Source organism: Paramixta manurensis (genome assembly GCF_013285385.1).
Classification (GTDB): domain Bacteria; phylum Pseudomonadota; class Gammaproteobacteria; order Enterobacterales; family Enterobacteriaceae; genus Paramixta; species Paramixta manurensis.
On sequence record NZ_CP054212.1, the window covers coordinates 164,130 to 181,897 of the forward strand.

General features: G+C 53.4%; 17 protein-coding genes and 1 pseudogene. 5 read left to right on the top strand and 13 right to left on the bottom strand.

What is annotated here, in order from left to right:
* Positions 1–17: 17 nt before the first annotated feature.
* Both pdeH and PMPD1_RS00760 read left to right on the top strand, forming a co-directional pair.
* On the top strand, positions 18–791 hold the full coding sequence (pdeH, locus tag PMPD1_RS00755) for a cyclic-guanylate-specific phosphodiesterase (protein ID WP_173632256.1): 774 nt from the start codon (positions 18–20) through the stop codon (positions 789–791).
* A gap of 62 nt (positions 792–853) precedes the next feature.
* Entirely contained in the window at positions 854–2,917 is a 2,064-nt protein-coding gene (locus PMPD1_RS00760) for an AsmA family protein (protein ID WP_173632257.1), read from the top strand.
* A gap of 43 nt (positions 2,918–2,960) precedes the next feature.
* Here the strand turns inward: PMPD1_RS00760 and PMPD1_RS00765 are convergent, their stop codons facing one another.
* From PMPD1_RS00765 to PMPD1_RS00775, 3 genes are all read right to left on the bottom strand, one after another.
* Positions 2,961–4,292 (bottom strand): MFS transporter, encoded by a 1,332-nt coding sequence (locus PMPD1_RS00765; RefSeq protein ID WP_173632258.1) that lies wholly within the window; start codon positions 4,290–4,292, stop codon positions 2,961–2,963.
* A 280-nt stretch (positions 4,293–4,572) separates the two neighbouring features.
* Positions 4,573–5,592 carry an inner membrane protein YhjD gene (yhjD, locus tag PMPD1_RS00770; protein WP_173632259.1) on the bottom strand — a complete coding sequence of 340 codons (1,020 nt, stop codon included), beginning with the start codon at positions 5,590–5,592 and terminating at the stop codon, positions 4,573–4,575.
* 54 nt (positions 5,593–5,646) lie between these two features.
* Positions 5,647–6,546 (bottom strand): LysR family transcriptional regulator, encoded by a 900-nt coding sequence (locus tag PMPD1_RS00775; protein ID WP_173632260.1) that lies wholly within the window; start codon positions 6,544–6,546, stop codon positions 5,647–5,649.
* A gap of 115 nt (positions 6,547–6,661) precedes the next feature.
* Here PMPD1_RS00775 and PMPD1_RS00780 point away from each other — a divergent pair, with 115 nt between their 5' ends.
* Positions 6,662–7,420 carry an SDR family NAD(P)-dependent oxidoreductase gene (locus tag PMPD1_RS00780; protein ID WP_173632261.1) on the top strand — a complete coding sequence of 253 codons (759 nt, stop codon included), beginning with the start codon at positions 6,662–6,664 and terminating at the stop codon, positions 7,418–7,420.
* Positions 7,421–7,515: 95 nt separating this feature from the next.
* On the opposite strand, the pseudogene PMPD1_RS00785 reads toward PMPD1_RS00780, so the two are convergent.
* Both PMPD1_RS00785 and PMPD1_RS00790 read right to left on the bottom strand, forming a co-directional pair.
* Positions 7,516–7,802, bottom strand: a pseudogene (locus tag PMPD1_RS00785) (type II toxin-antitoxin system RelE family toxin).
* On the bottom strand, positions 7,802–8,041 hold the full coding sequence (locus tag PMPD1_RS00790) for a type II toxin-antitoxin system RelB/DinJ family antitoxin (protein ID WP_173632262.1): 240 nt from the start codon (positions 8,039–8,041) through the stop codon (positions 7,802–7,804). Before PMPD1_RS00790 ends, PMPD1_RS00785 begins: the two are co-directional and overlap by 1 nt.
* A gap of 133 nt (positions 8,042–8,174) precedes the next feature.
* On the opposite strand from PMPD1_RS00790, the gene PMPD1_RS00795 reads away from it, so the two are divergent.
* Complete coding sequence (locus PMPD1_RS00795; protein ID WP_173632263.1) at positions 8,175–8,798, top strand: glutathione S-transferase family protein; 624 nt, start codon at positions 8,175–8,177, stop codon at positions 8,796–8,798.
* Between the two features lie 9 nt (positions 8,799–8,807).
* Here PMPD1_RS00795 and PMPD1_RS00800 read toward each other — a convergent pair whose 3' ends face one another.
* The 7 genes from PMPD1_RS00800 to PMPD1_RS00830 form a co-directional block, all read right to left on the bottom strand.
* Positions 8,808–11,183: a phosphoketolase family protein gene (locus tag PMPD1_RS00800; protein ID WP_173632264.1), complete on the bottom strand. Its 2,376-nt coding sequence runs from the start codon at positions 11,181–11,183 to the stop codon at positions 8,808–8,810.
* Positions 11,184–11,315: 132 nt separating this feature from the next.
* A complete protein-coding gene (locus PMPD1_RS00805) occupies positions 11,316–12,587 on the bottom strand; it encodes an amino acid deaminase (RefSeq protein ID WP_173632265.1) in 1,272 nt (423 codons plus the stop codon).
* Positions 12,588–12,600: 13 nt separating this feature from the next.
* The gene (locus PMPD1_RS00810) at positions 12,601–13,338 is read right to left on the bottom strand and encodes an amino acid ABC transporter ATP-binding protein (protein WP_173632266.1); all 738 of its coding nucleotides are present in this window, start codon (positions 13,336–13,338) and stop codon (positions 12,601–12,603) included.
* Positions 13,335–13,982, bottom strand: a complete 648-nt coding sequence (locus tag PMPD1_RS00815) for an amino acid ABC transporter permease (protein ID WP_173632267.1) — start codon at positions 13,980–13,982, stop codon at positions 13,335–13,337. Before PMPD1_RS00815 ends, PMPD1_RS00810 begins: the two co-directional genes overlap by 4 nt.
* Positions 13,979–14,716: an amino acid ABC transporter permease gene (locus PMPD1_RS00820; RefSeq protein ID WP_173632268.1), complete on the bottom strand. Its 738-nt coding sequence runs from the start codon at positions 14,714–14,716 to the stop codon at positions 13,979–13,981. Before PMPD1_RS00820 ends, PMPD1_RS00815 begins: the two co-directional genes overlap by 4 nt.
* Positions 14,717–14,786: 70 nt before the next feature.
* On the bottom strand, positions 14,787–15,557 hold the full coding sequence (locus PMPD1_RS00825; RefSeq protein ID WP_435529727.1) for an ABC transporter substrate-binding protein: 771 nt from the start codon (positions 15,555–15,557) through the stop codon (positions 14,787–14,789).
* A gap of 138 nt (positions 15,558–15,695) precedes the next feature.
* Positions 15,696–16,088, bottom strand: a complete 393-nt coding sequence (locus tag PMPD1_RS00830; protein WP_173632270.1) for a RidA family protein — start codon at positions 16,086–16,088, stop codon at positions 15,696–15,698.
* 414 nt (positions 16,089–16,502) lie between these two features.
* Here PMPD1_RS00830 and PMPD1_RS00835 point away from each other — a divergent pair, with 414 nt between their 5' ends.
* Positions 16,503–17,255 (top strand): IclR family transcriptional regulator, encoded by a 753-nt coding sequence (locus PMPD1_RS00835; RefSeq protein WP_173632271.1) that lies wholly within the window; start codon positions 16,503–16,505, stop codon positions 17,253–17,255.
* A gap of 39 nt (positions 17,256–17,294) precedes the next feature.
* Here PMPD1_RS00835 and PMPD1_RS00840 read toward each other — a convergent pair whose 3' ends face one another.
* Positions 17,295–17,696: a YgiW/YdeI family stress tolerance OB fold protein gene (locus PMPD1_RS00840; protein ID WP_173632272.1), complete on the bottom strand. Its 402-nt coding sequence runs from the start codon at positions 17,694–17,696 to the stop codon at positions 17,295–17,297.
* Between the last annotated feature and the right edge of the window lie 72 nt (positions 17,697–17,768).

Here is a 17,768-nt window from a genome sequence, read left to right on the forward strand (position 1 = left end):
TAATCAGGAAACCAAGCATGAGGATGAAGAATATCGGTCGCCGGCTTTCCTCCTCCGATGCCGTGCGCCAACATCCGACTACGCGCTGCTACTGGCAGCAGTGTCGCCGCGACTATACGTTTCAACCGATCTATCGTGTGTGCGGTCGTCTCATGGCGATTGAACTGCTCACCGCTGTGTTTCATCCGTCTGCGCCAATGCGGCGCCTCTCTCCGGAAGCCTATTTTACCGCGCTCGATATTTCCTGGCGGCTCCAAATCATTAATGAACAACTGACACTGTTATCCGGCCTGGCGCCGTTTTTTCGCCAGCGTGATGTCATGGCCTCGGTCAATATTGATGGCCCAACCCTGTTGGCGATCCGTCGCCATCCGGCAATCGGCGCGCTGGTCGCCAGTTTGCCGTGGGTTCGTTTTGAACTGGTTGAGCATGCCGTGTTGCCGCAGGAGGAGTGGGTTGCGCAGATGCCGGAACTGGGCGCGCTGTGGTTGGATGATTTTGGCACCGGCATGGCTAACTTTTCAGCGCTGACGGAATTGAAATATGAGCATGTTAAGCTTTCACGTGGCTTATTTACCCAATTGCGGCAAACGGATGAAGGCCGCCATTTGTTCCCAATGCTCCTGGCGCTGATTAACCGCTACTGCAAAGGCGTGATTGTAGAAGGCGTTGAAACCGAGGAAGAGTGGCAACAGGTGCGTAATTCCCCAGCCTGTGCCGCACAAGGCTATTATTTCGCGCGCCCCGCGCCATTTAGCCAATTATCTGACCTACCATTCCAGCTCGCTTAATGCCGATTGCTCGCCTCTCGTCTATGTTTATATAAAGACAGGGGTCTGGTAAGGAGACAAATATGTCGCGAGCGGGGAAAATAGCCAGTTGGGTGGTCGGAATTTTGTTGTTGCTGGTTGTGGTGATTGTCGTGGTGATCGCTACCTTCGACTGGAATCGCCTAAAACCTACCATTAACCAGAAAGTTTCGGCTGAATTAAATCGTCCTTTCGCCATTCGTGGCGATTTAGGCGTAGCGTGGGAGCGTAATCGGGAAGAGCCAGGCTGGCGTAGTTGGGTACCTTGGCCGCATGTTCATGCGGAAGATATTATGCTGGGTAACCCACCGGAAATTCCGCAACTGGCGATGGTGCATTTGCAGCGCGTGGATGCCACGCTGGCGCCGCTCGCGCTGTTGGGTAAACAGGTCTATATCCCGTGGATTAAATTGCAGCAGCCCGATGCCAGCCTTATTCAGACCGCGGATAAAAAGAATAACTGGACCTTCAACCTCGCCGGTAGCGATGATAAAGAGGCTAATCAACCCCCTTCTGCCTGGTCGTTCCGGCTGGACAATATCATGTTTGATCGCGGACAAATCGATTACCGCGATGCGATCAACCGTGCCGATGTGCATGTGGTGGTCGACCCGTTAGGGAAGCCAGTACCTTATGTGCAAATTGCGGGCGGTGATGAGAGCAAACGCCAGGATGCGGCCAATTTTGTATTCGGCTGGAAAGCAGACGGTACCTATAACAATGAGCAGCTAGATGGCGAAGGGAAAATTGGCGGCATGCTGTCTCTGCGCAGTAAAACCACGCCGTTCCCGATTGAGGCCGATGTTCGCAATGGTACCACGCGTGTCAGGCTGGCCGGGAGTTTGCAAGATCCGCTCAACCTTGGCGGCCTTGATCTCCGCCTGCGCTTCTCCGGCGATACGCTCGCCAATCTTTATGGGCTGACCGGTGTTCTGTTGCCGGATACGCCGCCGTATGAAACCGATGGTCATCTGATTGTGCACTTCCGCCAGGCGGGCGGCCCGGTGTTTCGCTATGACAATTTCAATGGACATATTGGCGATAGCGATATTCATGGTTCTCTCACCTATAGCCAGGGTAAACCACGCCCTAAACTGGAGGGATCGCTGGAATCTCGTCAGTTGCGTATGGCCGATCTGGGGCCATTAATTGGCGTCGACTCAGGGAAAGGGAGTGAAAAAACCAAACAGGCGAAGGCGAAGCGCGGCGATGCGTCTACGCAACCGGCAGACCGGGTGTTACCGCATGATAAGTTCGATACCAAAAGCTGGGATGTGATGGATGCGGATGTGAAGTTTAGCGGCAAACGTATTGAGCACAGTAACTCGCTGCCGTTAAGCGATCTCTATACCCACTTGATGCTGCAAAACGGCGATCTACGTTTAGATCCGTTACGGTTTAGCATGGCGGGCGGTAACCTGAACGCCGCTATTCATCTGGAAGGCGATAAATCGCCGATGCAAGGTCGGGCGGATATTCACGCGCGTAAATTGCATCTACGCCAATTACTGCCGAATGTGAGCGCCATGCAGAACAGCTTGGGCCAACTTAATGGCGATGCGACGTTAAGCGGCACCGGTAACTCGGTGGCGGATTTATTAGCTACCAGCAACGGCGAGTTAAAACTGCTGATGAATGATGGCTTAATTAGCCGCAGCCTGATGGAAATTGTTGGGTTGAACGTCGGTAACTATGTGGTTGGTAAACTGTTTGGAGATGATGAAGTGCGGATTAACTGTGCTGCCGCCAACCTCAATGTACGTAACGGGCTGGCCTCGACACGTCTGTTTGTCTTCGATACCGAAAACGCCATTATCAATATCAGCGGCACCACTAACTTCGCCAATGAGCGGATGGATTTGTCTATTGATCCGCAAAGCAAAGGGATCCGCATTATTACCTTGCGTTCGCCGCTGTATGTGCGGGGTACTTTCAAAAATCCGGATGCCGGCGTAAAAGCCGGGCCACTGATTGCCCGCGGCGCGGCGGCGGTCGCATTAGGCGCGGTGGTTGCTCCGGCTGCGGCACTGTTAGCCTTGGTATCGCCAAGCGATAATCAGGACAACCAGTGCGTAAATGTCCTGCAACAGATGAAAGGGAAAAAATAGCGGGCGTTTAATTCAGGGCGGCGGGCATCGCCGCCCTGAAGGATTAGCCTTCGTACAACGTCTGATGGCGTGTCTCTTTACAGGCGAGCAACGCAATCAGCGTTAATACCGCCATTGAAGCCAAATACAGACCCACGGCAAACAGGCCGTAATGGGTGTTTAGCCAGGTAGCGATATAGGGTGCCACCGAGGCGCCAAGTATCGACGACAGATTGTAAGAGAATGACGCGCCGGTGTAGCGAACTTCGGTAGGAAACAGTTCCGGCAGTAAAGCGCCCATTGGGCCGAAGGTCAGCCCCATCACGCTCAACCCTAATAACAGGAAGCTCATCACCACCAGTTGATTACCCGAGCCGAGCATTACGGGAAACAGCAGTGAAAACGCGATAATCAACAACGTAATGGTGATCATTGTCTTACGGCGGCCAAAACGGTCTGCCAACAATCCGGCAATTGGGACCATGACGCCAAAACCAATCACCGCCACCATTAACATCCACAGGAAGCTATTGCGCGAGAAGCCGAGACCTGCCGGCGCGGGCGCGGTACCGTAACTCATGGAATAGACCGTCATGATGTAAAACAGCGTGTAGGTGGCCAGCATAATAAAGGTGCCAAGGATGGTCGCCGTCAGATGTTTACTCAGCAGCGTACCAATTGGCACTCGCACCTGTTTCTTCTCTTTTTGGACCTTGGCAAATACCGGGCTTTCATGCAGCGAGACGCGCACATACAGGCCAATCAATACCAACACTGCGGAGAGGACGAACGGCAGACGCCAACCCCATGCCATAAACTGCTCATCGGTTAACAGCCAGGAAAGCAGCAGAAAGGTGCCATTCGCGAAGAAAAAGCCAATTGGTGCGCCTAATTGCGGAAAAGAGCCATAGAGCGCGCGTTTTTTCGCCGGTGCGTTTTCGGTAGCCAGCAAGGCCGCGCCGCCCCATTCGCCGCCCAGACCCAGCCCCTGACCAAAGCGCGCCAGAGCCAGCAGCATCGGCGCGAATACACCGAGGGTGGCATAGCTCGGTAGCAGGCCGATAACCACGGTTGAAATTCCCATCGTTAAGAGTGACGCCACCAGCGTAGCTTTGCGCCCTATGCGATCGCCAAAGTGGCCAAACAACGCCGACCCAATCGGGCGCGCAACAAAGGCGATGGCGAAGGTGGCTAGCGACTGTAGCGTGGCAACCGTGGCATCGCCCTGCGGGAAGAAAATATGCGGGAAAACAATCACCGCGGCAGTGGCGTAGATATAAAAATCGAAAAATTCGATAGCGGTGCCAATCAGCGACGCGACCACCACTTTACTGCGGGAGTTAACCGGCGTGGCGTCCTGTTCGGTGTCGAGCGTTGGGGCGATAGAGGCTTGCATAATTGTTTCTTATTTGTAAATCCAGACAAAGAATCTTACGCACCCGTTTGCCCCGGTTCAATGGTTACCGGGTGTGGAAGCGGGTACGGAAACGTCGGCGAAGAAGATAATATTTAACACGGCAGCTTTATTGGCGGATGGCAGGAATACGCTGGCTTTTTCTGGCGCGAAACACTGTCTGTTGCGTGAATAAAAGTGAAATCTGGCATTCCGGCTGGCGGTTTACTCAACAGGCGCGGGTTTTCGCTGCCTGCTGCATGTAAACCGCCGGCTTCGTGGGCTAGTGGTGGGGGGTTGCCAGAACCGCTTCATCTTCTTTATCGTCCTTATATTTCGCGGTGGCTATCCAGGCGGCGCAAAACAGCGTCAAACGGGCAAAGAAATAGAAGAACGCCATTAACCCTAGCACGGAACCGAATGCCGCGCCGGAGGGCGAAGAGGCCAGTTTTGGCAGAGTAAAGGTCATAATAAATTTAATCACTTCAAACCCGATCGCGGCCAGCAAGGTGCCGCGAAAGAGCGCTTTCTTGCGGGGTTTATGGCGCGGCAAGATCCAAAAAATCCACAAAAACAGCAGATAGTTGGCGAAGATAGAAATTGACAGCGCGATGATGGTCATCGCCGGGCGCAGCCACTCAATACCATCAAGACCGAGCGCCTTGACGATTGCCGCCTGCGCCGAACCGGCGATTGAGGTTAATGACAGGGTAATAATCAGCGCCAGCACCAGCCCGGTCAGTGAAATGAAATCGCGGCTGTATTTAAAGTAAATTTTCTCTTTATCCTGCGGGTTACGCTCCCATACATCGCGCGACTGCGCGCGAATCGCCTCACGCAGGTTACCCATCCAACTAATACCGGAGTACAGGGCCAGCAGTAAACCGGTCAAGCCTACCGTAGTGCGTTGTCGGACCGCCGTATTTACCGTATTTTTTAGCGTATTCGCCAGCGTGGGATCGCTGATATTGCTCACCATGCGGTTGATAAGCTCAGTGAGCAAATCGGGATGCGACGCCAGCACGAAACCGACGGCGGCGAAAGAAACCATCAAAATTGGGATGAGCGAAAGAAAAGAGAAGTAGGTAATTGCCGCGCCAAACTGGCTGCCGAGACGATCGTTAAACCGTTCGCCCGCGCGAATAAAGTGTGCGACGGCAGGGATCGCCTGAAACCAACTGACCAGACGCGAAACCCGCGTAATTGACCGATCCACAGTGGGGTTGCCGGTTTTAAGGGCAATCAGAGGCTTCTCCGCCTGGGATGGATTGTTGGTTGAGTCGTGCTGTTGCTTATCAGTCATGAAGCCGTTAGATCCTTCGCTTTAAGTATCCAGATTAAAATTATAGCCTTGCTCTCACTCAATGTGACGTTTCATTAGCTGCATGAGCCATTCCATAAACACTCGCACGCGTTGTGCAAGGTTACGCCGATGCGGATAGACCAGTGATACAGGCATCGGTTGCGCGCGGAAAGCTGGCAATACTTCAACAAGTTGCTGCGCATGCAGCCGGGTGAAGCAGCCGACACGCGGTATTTGAATAATGCCCAAACCCGCCAGGCAAGCGGCTAAATAAGTTTGCGTACTGTTAACCGTTACCACACCGCCGGTTTGAATCAACTGGCTGCGTTTGCCATCAAAAAACTCGAAGCCTTGCGGCACGCTACCCAAGTGTTGGCTGTAATGCACCATGGCATGCTGGGATAAATCCTCCAGCGTTTGCGGCACGCCGAAGCGAGCGAGATAATCAGGGCTGGCGCAATTTACCATCGTTAAATGCCCTAGCGTGCGAGCAATTAGCCCGGAATCTTTGAGTTGCCCGACGCGCACCACACAATCAAAGCCTTCGCGGACGACATCGACCAAGCGGTCGCTGCTACTGAGCTCTAATTCAATGCCGGGATAGTGCTGAAGGAAAGAGGACAGGTGCGGGATCACTACATCAGTGGCCATTGCTGCGGGCATATCGACCCGCAGGCGGCCGCTGAGAGTCGCGGGATCGGTTTGGAAGAGCGCATCCATCTCGTCAAGCGTTGCCAACAGATCGAGGCAGCGCTCGTAATAGACCAGCCCATCCTGTGTAAGCTGCACGCGTCGAGTGGTGCGGTGCAACAGACGCGTACCCATCTGGTTTTCCAGCGCCTGCAATTGGCGTGATACGCTACCTTTCGGTAAGCCGAGACTTTCTGCCGCCCGGGTAAAACTCTCCATTTCTGCGACCCTGACAAAGACGCGCATTGCATGAATTTTATCCATTTGTGCACCAATTGTTGTTTTAACTGAAACAGTGAAGCGCATTTGATGGTGTTTATAGATCAAACTGACAGGAATATCCTCTTTTTTCACCTTGTTACTTCAGCAGGAGAGAAAAATGACGCGTAAAATTGCATTGATCACCGGCGGCAGCCGCGGACTAGGGCGAAATGCGGCGCTAAAGCTGGCAGAAAAACAGATTGACATCATTTTAACCTGGCGCAGCAAACAGCAAGACGCACTGGCGGTGGTGAAAGAAATTGAAGCGCGCGGCGCGCGCGCAGTGGCGCTACCGCTGGATGTGGCGAAGAGTGACAGCTTTGACGCTTTTGTCACGCAAGTCCGACAGCAGCTTAACCAAGTGTGGCAACGCGAAGATATTGATTATTTAATCAACAATGCAGGGGTTGGGATTGCCAGCCCGTTCGCCGAAACCAGTGAAGCGCAGTTTGATGAGCTAATGAATATCCATCTTAAAGGCCCGTTTTTCCTGACGCAGAAGCTGTTGCCGTTTATCAAACAGGGCGGTCGGATCCTGAATATTTCTAGCGGGCTGGCGCGCTTTAGTTTGCCGGGTTACGGCACCTATGCGGCGATGAAGGGCGCGATGGAAGTGTTAACGCGTTATCAAGCGAAAGAGTTGGGCGCGCGCGGTATCGCGGTGAATATCCTTGCGCCTGGCGCCATTGAAACCGACTTTGGCGGCGCGGTGGTGCGTGATAATCCTGAAGTTAATCAGCAGATTGCCGCACAAACCGCATTAGGTCGGGTCGGTCTGCCAGAGGATATTGGCGCTGCGGTTGCCGCCATTTTGAGTGAGGAGATGGGTTGGGTGAATGGGCAACGCATTGAGGCTTCCGGCGGAATGTTCCTGTAATTCGACGTTGTAAAAGTAGAAAGCGGCTATAACCAAGGTGTGGGTTAAGACGGTATGGCCGCTACTTCAGCCACGGTTACCAGGTGAACAAGATTTCAGGGCGCACGTTTGGCGGCGTCAGAATAGACGGCTGAGCGTTCTCGTTTGCCAACCGCAATTACGAAAACCACCACTCTGGCATCTTGAACCTGATAGCGAGACGATAACCTGATGCGCGTAATTTAATCTTATAACAGTCAGCCATACCATGCAGTCTGTTGGCTTCAATACGCGGGGATTGCAATACCTCGGCGAGTTTCTTTTTCAGTTGTTCACGAACGGTTTGGCCCAACTTACGCCATTCCTTAAGCGCCCGTTCGTCAAAATCCAGTAGATACGCCATCAAAGATCATCCAGGGAAATCCGGACAGGTTTAGGGTTGCGCAGCCGTTCTCTAACCATTTCGACGAGTTCCGCATCTTCTTCGCTGAGCAGCGTTTGTTTGAAAGGAAGCCGATCATTATCTGCAATATATTCAAGTGTCAGACGGAGGGCTTCTGATGGAGTAACGCCCAGTTTTTCAAGCGCAGCGAACGAACGCGCTTTCAAATCATCATCAATACGAAGGTTAATGCTACCCATATATTCACCTCAATCTTGCCATTACATCTGTCATTACAAGTATTACACTGGTCCGAAAAATAAGCAATGCTTGCTAACCGCAATCAACCGGGCTATCAATATGCTTATGCTTTGAATAAAAAGAGAAAGTAGCATGTTGAAAATACTCGGACGTCTCTCGTCAATCAACGTTAGAAAAGTGCTGTGGGTATGTGATGAACTGGCAATCCCGTTCCGCCGCGAAGAGTGGGGCGAAGGATTCCGCTCGCCGCAAGAAGCGGAGTTCCTCGCCTTAAATCCGAATGCGATGATCCCGGTAATACAGGATGGCGACTTCGTGATGTGGGAATCGAACGCGATTATCCGCTACCTGGCAAATGCGTATGGCGGCGGGTGGCTCTATCCGGAAGATGCGCGCGCCCGCGCGCCGGTCGACCAATGGATCGACTGGCAGGCCACCGAGTTAAATACCGCCTGGCGCTATGCATTTATGTCGCTGGTGCGTAATTCTCCGGCACATCAAGATCCGCGTCTGCTGGCCGCCGCCTGTAAAGGGTGGGCACACACCATGGGCATCCTTAATCAACAACTGGAAAAAACCAAAGGCTATGTCGCCGGTGCGACCTTTTCTTTAGCGGATATTCCAATTGGGCTCTCGGTTAATCGCTGGTATGAAACGCCGTTAGACCACCCGGATTATCCGGCGGTGCGTGCCTATTATGAGCGCCTCACCGGGCGCCACGGTTATGCGACCTGGGGCCGCAATGGCACGCCATAGCGCGTCGGGTTATTTTGACCAACGCCAGTTCTGGACTTCAGGGAGATCTTCACCATATTCGCGTACATAAGCGTGATGTTCGGCGATCTTCTCCTGCAACTGGTCGAGGATCGTCGCTGCCCGATCCTGTAATCCCGGCACGCGCAAAATGGCCTCCTGCGCCAGATGAAAACGATCCAGTTCATTTAATACCGTCATATCGAACGGGGTGGTGGTGGTGCCCTCTTCAATAAAACCGCGAACGTGGAAGTTGCGATGATTATTGCGCTGGTAAGTTAGACGGTGGATCAAGCTGGGATAACCATGAAAGGCGAAAATCACCGGTCGATTTTGGGTAAATAGCGCATCAAATTGCTGCTCCTCCAGACCATGTGGATGCTGATCGTGAGTTTGCAGCGCCAGTAGATCGACCACATTGACGACCCGGATTTTAAGATTCGGCAAATAGTCGCGTAACAGATCGACTGCCGCCAGCGTTTCCATGGTGGGCACGTCACCGGCGCAGGCCATCACCACATCAGGTTCTTCGCCGGGTTGTTCATTGCCTGCCCACTGCCAGATCCCCATTCCGACTTCGCAATGATGAACCGCCTCATCGAAGGTTAACCATTGTGGCTCCGGCTGCTTCCCGGCGATGATCACATTGATCCGATCCCAGGTATGTAGACAGTGATCGGTGACATACAGCAAGGTATTCGCATCCGGCGGCAGGTAGATCCTGACAATATCCGCTTTCTTATTAGCGACATGATCGATGAACCCCGGATCCTGATGACTGTAACCATTGTGATCCTGACGCCAAACGTGGGAAGAGAGTAAATAATTGAGCGAAGCGATCGGTGCGCGCCATTTAAGTTTACGGCTTACTTTTAACCACTTGGCATGCTGGTTAAACATCGAATCGACGATATGGATAAAGGCTTCGTAGCAGTTAAACAACCCGTGTCGACCGGTTAACAGATAACCTTCCAGCCAGCCCTGACATTGATGCTCGCTTAAGATCTCCATCACCCGACCATCGGGCGCCAACTGTTCATCCCAAGGCTTGGTGGCCTCCATCCAGCTACGATTAGTCGCATCAAACACGCGGTTTAGGCGGTTGGAGGCGGTTTCATCGGGGCCAAAGAGACGGAAATTGGTCAGATTTTGGCGGAAAACATCGCTAAGGTAGGCTCCCAGCACTTCCGTTGATTGCGCCTGTGTTTTTCCCGCTTTCTCAATGTCAATGGCATAACGGCGTATGTCCGGGGTGATCAGCTCGCGTCGCAATCGACCCCCGTTAGCATATGGGGTCGCGCCCATGCGTTTTTCACCGTGTGGCGCCAGCGCACGGAGTTCTGCCTTGAGCTTGCCTTGCTCATCAAACAGGTCGTCTGGGTTATAACTGCGCATCCAGTTTTCCAAAATCTCGCGGTGCGCGGCGTCTTCCCGACAAGCGGCGACCGGCACCTGATGCGCGCGCCAGAAATCTTCGACCTTTTTACCATCGACCTGTTTCGGGCCGGTCCAGCCTTTGGGGCTACGTAAAATAATCATTGGCCAGCGCGGCAGCGTGACTTCATCTGTTTGTTGAGCGGCGCGGGCGCGTTGCTGGTAGTGGTGGATCTTGTCAAAGGCATTATCCAGCGCATCAGCCATTTGCCGATGCATATCGGCGGGCTCGTGGCCGCTAACAAACAGTGGCTCATAACCGAAACCGCTAAACAGGCGCCACAGATCTTCGTCGTTAGCGCGGCCTAACAGAGTGGGGTTGGCAATTTTATACCCGTTAAGATGCAGGATCGGGAGCACCGCGCCATCGCGCTGCGGATTGAGGAATTTATTGCCGTGCCAACTGGCCGCTAGCGGCCCGGTTTCCGCTTCGCCATCGCCGATCACGCAGGGCACAATCAGATCGGGATTGTCGAACACTGCCCCGAAAGCGTGCGACAGCGAGTAACCCAGTTCGCCCCCTTCATTGATGGAGCCGGGCGTTTCCGGCGCCGCGTGGCTGGGAATGCCGCCGGGAAACGAAAACTGTTTAAACAATTTGCGCATACCGTCGACATCCTCGCTGATTGCCGGATAGATTTCGCTATAACTGCCTTCCAGCCACGTATTCGCCACCATTCCCGGCCCGCCGTGACCCGGTCCGCAGAGGTAAACCAAATCAACCTCGCGCTGGCGAATAATGCGGTTTAAATGGGCATAAATAAAATTTAATCCCGGCGTGGTTCCCCAGTGCCCCAACAGGCGTGGTTTGATGTGCCGGGCTTCCAGCGGCTGGCGCAATAATGGATTATCCATCAGGTAGATTTGGCCGACAGAGAGATAATTGGCGGCGCGCCAGTAGCGATCGAGTAACGCCAGTTCGTCGCTGGCGGCCGGATGCGTTGAATGCGTCATACTGCTCCTCCTCTAATGAGATCTCTTTTAACCCTGGCAGAAGAACCCCGAAGCAGCCAAAAAGCCGGGCAGATTGAGCGTTATCCATGGAGAGGACAGGGCGCAGACCGCGCCCTGTGAAGGAAGAAAAGATTAAAAGGCGGTGAGCACGGCGTCGACAACCCGATAATCGTCGTCAACCAATGGGAGATAACGCCATTTATCGAAGGCGGTGCAAGGATGGGAGATGCCGCAGCCGACCCAATCGCCCGGCGCTAACGTCTCGGTTTCCGGCAGGCGTAGGTAAGCGTGTTGGTCGTTAACATCGCTAATCACCCACTGCTCGACGGCGCGTAAACCACTGCCATCGCGCAGGCGGGTGGCATGCGGGATCGGGAAGTCCTGATCGAAAGGTACGTCGCGGCGCCCGAAGTCTAACAGCGCCAGGCCCGGTTCCGGGCGCGACAATACACGTCCCCAAATTTCCAGCGCCGGGCGGAAGTGATACGGCGAGCCGGGTTGAGCGAAAGGCGCAATGCGCGCATAGAGCCCGTCATCATGTGCCATATAGGCGCCGGAACGAATCAGGATGGTGTAGGGGATGGAGAGCGTCGCCTGGCGGAAGCGTTCAGCGACAATATCAAACCACGCGCCGCCGCCAGCGCTGAGGATAATCTCTTCGCCGGCAAAGAGGTTTTGCTGCGCCAACTGCTCCGCGACAGTGACGATAAAATCACAATACCCACGGACAATCGCCAGTGAATGCGCGGTGCGCCCGGCGGCAACCGCGCCTTCGTAGCCTGCTACGCCGACTAACTGGAGTGAACGGCTGGCTGAAATGGCATCGGCAATGGTCAGCGCCTCTTCCAGGCTACGGCAACCGGTACGTCCTCCAGCCACCGAGACCTCCAGCAGCACCGAAATGACGCTTTCACCGAGAGAGTCTTCCAGCAGTTTTACGCCTGCCAGCGAATCCACATAACAGAGAAACGCCTGGTCTGGGTGCTGGCGTTGATAATCGGCAATCCAGCGGATACCCGCCGGATCAACCAGCTCATTAGCCAGAAACACATTACGAATGCCAAAGCTACGTAACGCCCGCACCTGCGCCGGGGTCGCGGCGCTTAGACCCCACGCGCCGCCTTCACTGACCGCCTGACGTAAAATGGCAGGCGACATCGAGGTCTTCCCATGTGCCGCCAGCATAACGCCATTTTCGCGACAAAAGGCCGCTAAGTTGTGCAAGTTATCTAACATTGCCGACTGCTTCATCACCATCACTGGCGAGAAAACCTCCGGTGACGATAATACCGGCGTGCCGTTAGCCAGCGGCTGTCGCCCGTCTCCGGCGACGGATTTGTAGTGCGGCGGCGTGCTGATTGGGTCCAGCTTGCCGTCGGCTTGTAGAGGAAAAGATAAAGACATGACCACCTCCGGATTAGTGCTCCAGCACGCGGGAAAGAAATTGCTGCGTGCGCGGATTTTGCGGATTAACGAAGATTTGTTCCGGGACGCCCTGCTCGGCAATCACCCCTTTATCCATAAACACCACCCGGTCGGCGGTTTTACGCGCAAAGCCCATTTCGTGGGTCACGACAACCATTGTCATCCCATCGCGTGCCAGGCCGCGCATCACCTCGGTCACTTCGCCGACCAGTTCCGGGTCGAGGGCCGAGGTTGCTTCATCAAAGAACATAATTTTGGGCTCTACCGCCAGCGCACGCGCAATGGCGACGCGCTGTTGCTGGCCGCCGGAAAGTTGTGAAGGGTAATGTTGTGCGCGTTCCGCCAGGCCCACCCGCTCCAGCGCAGCCATACCGCGCTTATTGGCTTCAGCGCTGGAAAGGTTTTGCGCTTTAATTAGCGCCAACGTCACGTTACCTAGCGCGGTTTTATGCGGGAACAAATTGAACTGCTGAAACACCATCCCGACATGGCCGCAAATCTCGCGGCTGCGACGCGTGTCGTGCAGGGGCACATCATTGACCCAGATTTCGCCGCCATCGGCGGTTTCCAGCCCGCTCATAATTCGCAAAACGGTACTTTTGCCAGAACCGGAAGCGCCAATTAGCACTAGCACTTCGCCAGGGGTCACTTGCAGACTAATGTCTTTCAGCACTTGGGTACTACCAAAGGATTTGGTGACATTGCTGAGCGCAATTGCGGGTTTACTCATGATAATTGGCTCCTGGTTTGGCTGGCGTGCTGAACCCAGCGTGAAAGAGGGAAGCAGATAACGAAATACAGCAGGGAAACCAGCCCATAGATAACTACCGGCTGACCAACGCGATCGACAATCGCTTGCCCTTGGTGCATCAGTTCTGACATACCGATCATGCTGACGATCGAGGTGTCCTTAATCAGGGAAAGATACTGCCCGACCAGCGGCGGCAGTACGATGCGCCGGGTTTGCGGCAACACCACATTAAAAAAGGTCTGACGTTTATTCAGGCCGAGGATCCAGGAGACTTCCCACTGCCCTTTCGGCACCGCTTCAATACCGGCGCGGAACACCTCGGCGATATAAGCGCCCTGATAGATGCTGAGCCCAAGGATACCGGCGGCGAACAGGTTAATTTCATAACCGAAATAGGCCACGCCGAAGTAGATAAACATCAGCGTAATCAGCACCGGCGTGCCGCGAAATAGCTCGGTATACACTTGCGCGATCTGCTTGCCGACCGGGAGCTGGCTGGTACGTAGCACGGCGGCCAGCAAACCCAGCAGCGTGCTGCCGACGATGGCGGCCAGCGAAAGAATAAGGGTGATCAGTAACCCTTGTAATAGCAGCGGCAGGCTGGAGAAAATTAAATCATTCATACTGGATTCCTCTGTTTCACCGGATTAACCGGGAAAGTTACGCGGCGAAACCAGACGGACTTTTTTACTTTGGTCACCAGCGGCGGATTGAACACCCGGCGTCCGATCAGATTGCCCAGCCAGGAAAACAGGTTACTCAGTACCAGGTAAACGCCTAAAACGACGCTAAAGGTCTGGATATAGAGCAGTGTCCGCGCATTGATGACTGTCGCGGTACCGGTGAGTTCCGGTAAAGCGATAGCCGAAAGTAGCGAGGTACCAAGCAGTAGCTGTATCAGGTTATTGATAATCGCCGGATAGACGGCGCGCGCTGCCTGCGGCATGACAACATGAATAAACATCTGACGTGGGCTGATACCTAAAATATAAGCCGCCTCGCGCTGCCCCTGAGGAACCGACTGAATACCGGCGCGAAAGGTTTCCGCCAGGTAAGCCCCCACATTGATACCCAATGCCAGCACGCCAGCGGTGAATGCACTCATGGTGATGCCCAATGACGGCAGCCCAAAGAAGATGATGAAAATTTGTAGCAAGACCGGAGTGTTGCGGATGAATTCGATATAACAGCCGCTAATCCACCGCACCAGGGTAATGCGTGACTCCTTCGCCAGCGCCGCCAGTAAGCCGAGCGCCATGGCAAGCACGAAAGCCAGCAGTGTGACCTGCAAGGTTAGCCAGGCCGCATCAACAAATGTCCCGGCATAGCGCCACAAGGTTAACCATTGGTAGCTCATGAGAGGGCTCCTGTTTGACCAGCAGTAAGAGAGGCTATCCGTGCGTGAACGGATAGCCTCCCCTCAGCGATTAATATTGCGGATTCAACGGGTAACGCGGCTTAGTACCGAACCATTTTTGGTACAGCGTCGCGTTTTCACCGGAGGCATTAACCTCAAACAAGAATTCGTTGAGATAATTTAGCCAGACTTGGTCACCCTGTTTCACGCCGAACGCGTTGTATTCCAGTGGCACCAGCGCTTCATTGGTTACAGCCAGGGTAGGATCCAGTTTTGCCTGGTAAGCGAGGAAGTTATTATCTTCAATCATCGCGTCAGCCTGACCTTGTTTCACTGCCAGGATGGCGGCTTGCGAAGAGTCATACTCCTGAATTTTGACCTGAATATTCATTGCGCGCACTTCATCGCCATTGGTCGAGCCTTTTACCGTGGCGATAGTTTTGCCCTGCATATCGTGCGCCGACTGAATGCCGCTATTTTTGCGTACCAGCATCGCTTCACTGGCCACCACGTAAGGTTGGGTAAAGCCAATCTCTTTCGCTCGCTCCAAATTACGGGTGAAGTTACAGAACACCACATCCACTTTGTTGGTTTGCAGGTTAGGGATACGGTTGGCGCTGGTGGTGTTCACCATTTCCAGCTTGACGCCCATCTCTTTGGCTAATGCCTTCGCCAGATCAACGTCATAGCCATCCGGGTTGCCCTGCTTATCGTAAAAACCAAACGGGGCAAAACTCAGGCAATCCCCAACCCGTAGCGTGCCGCGCTGCAATACGGTTTGCAGCGTGGAGGCAGGCGCGCCGCTTTTTTCATCCTTGTTTTCAGTTGGAGTACAGCCCATTAGTGAAAATAAACTTAGCGCCCCTAACAGGGCTGCTGCTGGTGTCGTATGCTTAATAAGATTCATTTTTTACTCTCTGATTTAATTGGAGACGTAATAAAAAACCGTTAATGCATGGCAAGGATGAAAGTAAAATTATTATTTTCTGTTGGCGTTAAAACATTTCATGTCAACTTCAACTTTGCAGTCAACCACCAAGTCTTGCACGCTACAAATACGTGCTGGCGGTGAATCTGAAAATATTTCGCTAAACACTTTATTAAATGAACTGAAATAACGCGCATCGGTTAGCACCGCCGTTACATGCACCACGTCTTCTGTCCGAAAACCGGCCTCATGCATAATCGCCAGACAATTTTCAAACGCTAACCGGGTTTGTTCGATAATTCCGCCCTCGACCACTTCGCCATTAACCATCGGCGTTTGGCCGGAGATATACAGCCATCCATCGGCTTCTACGGCACGTGCGAACGGGAGTTTTTGACCACCCGTCCCAATCCCACCTTCGATGCCATAGCGTTTTATTGACATGAAGAACTCTCCTGTGATGCGTCGGCACTGCATGAATGAGATGATAATTGTAATGATTGCTTGTCCGGTATAGCGGACTGATGTCTGCGATACCGGATGTTTTCAGATTTGCATAACTGTATTTATTTTGCAATATAGGGCGGGCGAATTAATTTTTAATCGCCCGGGATTAATCTCAGGCTTGTGATGAAAAAAATGAAATCGATTAAATAAAATGTGACCTGAATCGTTTTTTATATTTCAGTGGTGAGCATTAATCGCCAATATGGGGCCCCAAAGCAGGGCATAAAAAAGGGGAAAATAAAAAATGACGGGTTCCTTAATTCCTTACGGGAAAGCGCGGCGATTCTGTGTATGATAAGCGGTCGGTAATGAGTACCAGCAGCGAATAACGTTAAATAAGAGAGTCTCTGTATGCCTGATGAAAAGCCGTCCCGGGCGCGCGGTGTTGACCGTATTATCGATATTTTCCGTCAGTTGCATATCGCACAACAGCCGTTGGCGATGCGTGAGTTGATTGAGGCGACAGGCGCGCCGCGGTCGAGTATTTATGAGCTGGTTGGCATCCTCAGCGAGGCGGGCTGGCTGGAAACCAGCGCCGAAGGCGCGGTCTTCTTTGGTCGGGAGATGCACTATTACGGTGCGGATTATATGGCGCATAATGACCTGATTCGTCGGGCGCACCAATTGATGGTGGAAATTGTCGCCCGCCATGGTGAAACCGTTCAGCTTTGTATGCTGGAGGGGAATAAATACACCGTGGTGTTATCGGAAAGTAATGCTCATCCCTTCAAAATCACCTCAGATATTGGGGTAAGGGTGCCGATCCCATGGACGGCAACCGGGCGGTTATTGCTGAGTGATTGGTCAGATCAGGCGATTCTCGATCTGATTCCGGAACAGGATTATCGTTTAGCGACCGGAAAAGTGCTGGATAAGCAGGCGTTTCTTAAAGATATTCACCGGGCTGGCGAGCTGGGTTACAGCATGACGGAAGGGTTATCGGATAGTTTCACCTGCTGTATGGCGGCGCCAATCCGTTCGCGCGCAGGGCAGTCGGTAGCCGCCTTTTGTTTCATGGTAAGCCGTGATACGCCGCCAGAGCGCCGACAGATGCTGTTGCAGGAATTGATAGACTCGGCGCAGAAGCTGTCTGATTTCGCCTAAAGGTCGCCCCTCCTCATGCCGGGGAAGGGCGCAGGCAAATTATAGGCGACGTAGTTGTTTTACCTGAACCATACGGCTATTGCCATGCTTGATGAGCGTGCCATTGAGCGTGACCAGATCGTCGGGTTTCACTTCCTGGCCCTGCCAAACCTGGTCATCAATTTGGAGCAACACCGTGCCGGTCGTATCGCGTAATTGGTAATCATCCGAGTTGGTTTGCCTGATGATATTCCCCTTTAGTGACACCCAGGTGCCGGTTGACAAGCCAGGCAGCTTCGCCACCGTCATGGCATTTTGAACATCGGTCACACCGCGATAACCTTTCTGCTGTTCCTTCGCTGGCGGCGGCGTTCCTTGTTGCTTAAAACCGCCTTGATCGTCGGCCAACACCGGCAGAGCAAACAGGGCGAGCGCTAAGGCGAAACCGTGTTTTTTCATCATGTCTTCTCCTGTGTGGTTCAGCACGAATAAATGATGTGGTTACTGTTAGCCTGGCACATCAGGAGAAGGGCG

Bases quoted from the DNA above. Each gene is read 5' to 3' on its own strand.
- PMPD1_RS00840 (WP_173632272.1), bottom strand. From the start codon at position 17,696: ATGATGAAAAAACACGGTTTCGCCTTAGCGCTCGCCCTGTTTGCTCTG.
- PMPD1_RS00825 (WP_435529727.1), bottom strand. From the start codon at position 15,557: ATGGGCTGTACTCCAACTGAAAACAAGGATGAAAAAAGCGGCGCGCCT.
- PMPD1_RS00795 (WP_173632263.1), top strand. From the start codon at position 8,175: ATGTTGAAAATACTCGGACGTCTCTCGTCAATCAACGTTAGAAAAGTG.
- PMPD1_RS00830 (WP_173632270.1), bottom strand. From the start codon at position 16,088: ATGTCAATAAAACGCTATGGCATCGAAGGTGGGATTGGGACGGGTGGT.
- pdeH (WP_173632256.1), top strand. From the start codon at position 18: ATGAGGATGAAGAATATCGGTCGCCGGCTTTCCTCCTCCGATGCCGTG.
- PMPD1_RS00805 (WP_173632265.1), bottom strand. From the start codon at position 12,587: ATGTCTTTATCTTTTCCTCTACAAGCCGACGGCAAGCTGGACCCAATC.
- PMPD1_RS00790 (WP_173632262.1), bottom strand. From the start codon at position 8,041: ATGGGTAGCATTAACCTTCGTATTGATGATGATTTGAAAGCGCGTTCG.
- PMPD1_RS00760 (WP_173632257.1), top strand. From the start codon at position 854: ATGTCGCGAGCGGGGAAAATAGCCAGTTGGGTGGTCGGAATTTTGTTG.
- PMPD1_RS00810 (WP_173632266.1), bottom strand. From the start codon at position 13,338: ATGAGTAAACCCGCAATTGCGCTCAGCAATGTCACCAAATCCTTTGGT.
- yhjD (WP_173632259.1), bottom strand. From the start codon at position 5,592: ATGACTGATAAGCAACAGCACGACTCAACCAACAATCCATCCCAGGCG.
- PMPD1_RS00765 (WP_173632258.1), bottom strand. From the start codon at position 4,292: ATGCAAGCCTCTATCGCCCCAACGCTCGACACCGAACAGGACGCCACG.
- PMPD1_RS00835 (WP_173632271.1), top strand. From the start codon at position 16,503: ATGCCTGATGAAAAGCCGTCCCGGGCGCGCGGTGTTGACCGTATTATC.
- PMPD1_RS00815 (WP_173632267.1), bottom strand. From the start codon at position 13,982: ATGAATGATTTAATTTTCTCCAGCCTGCCGCTGCTATTACAAGGGTTA.
- PMPD1_RS00780 (WP_173632261.1), top strand. From the start codon at position 6,662: ATGACGCGTAAAATTGCATTGATCACCGGCGGCAGCCGCGGACTAGGG.
- PMPD1_RS00820 (WP_173632268.1), bottom strand. From the start codon at position 14,716: ATGAGCTACCAATGGTTAACCTTGTGGCGCTATGCCGGGACATTTGTT.
- PMPD1_RS00775 (WP_173632260.1), bottom strand. From the start codon at position 6,546: ATGGATAAAATTCATGCAATGCGCGTCTTTGTCAGGGTCGCAGAAATG.
- PMPD1_RS00800 (WP_173632264.1), bottom strand. From the start codon at position 11,183: ATGACGCATTCAACGCATCCGGCCGCCAGCGACGAACTGGCGTTACTC.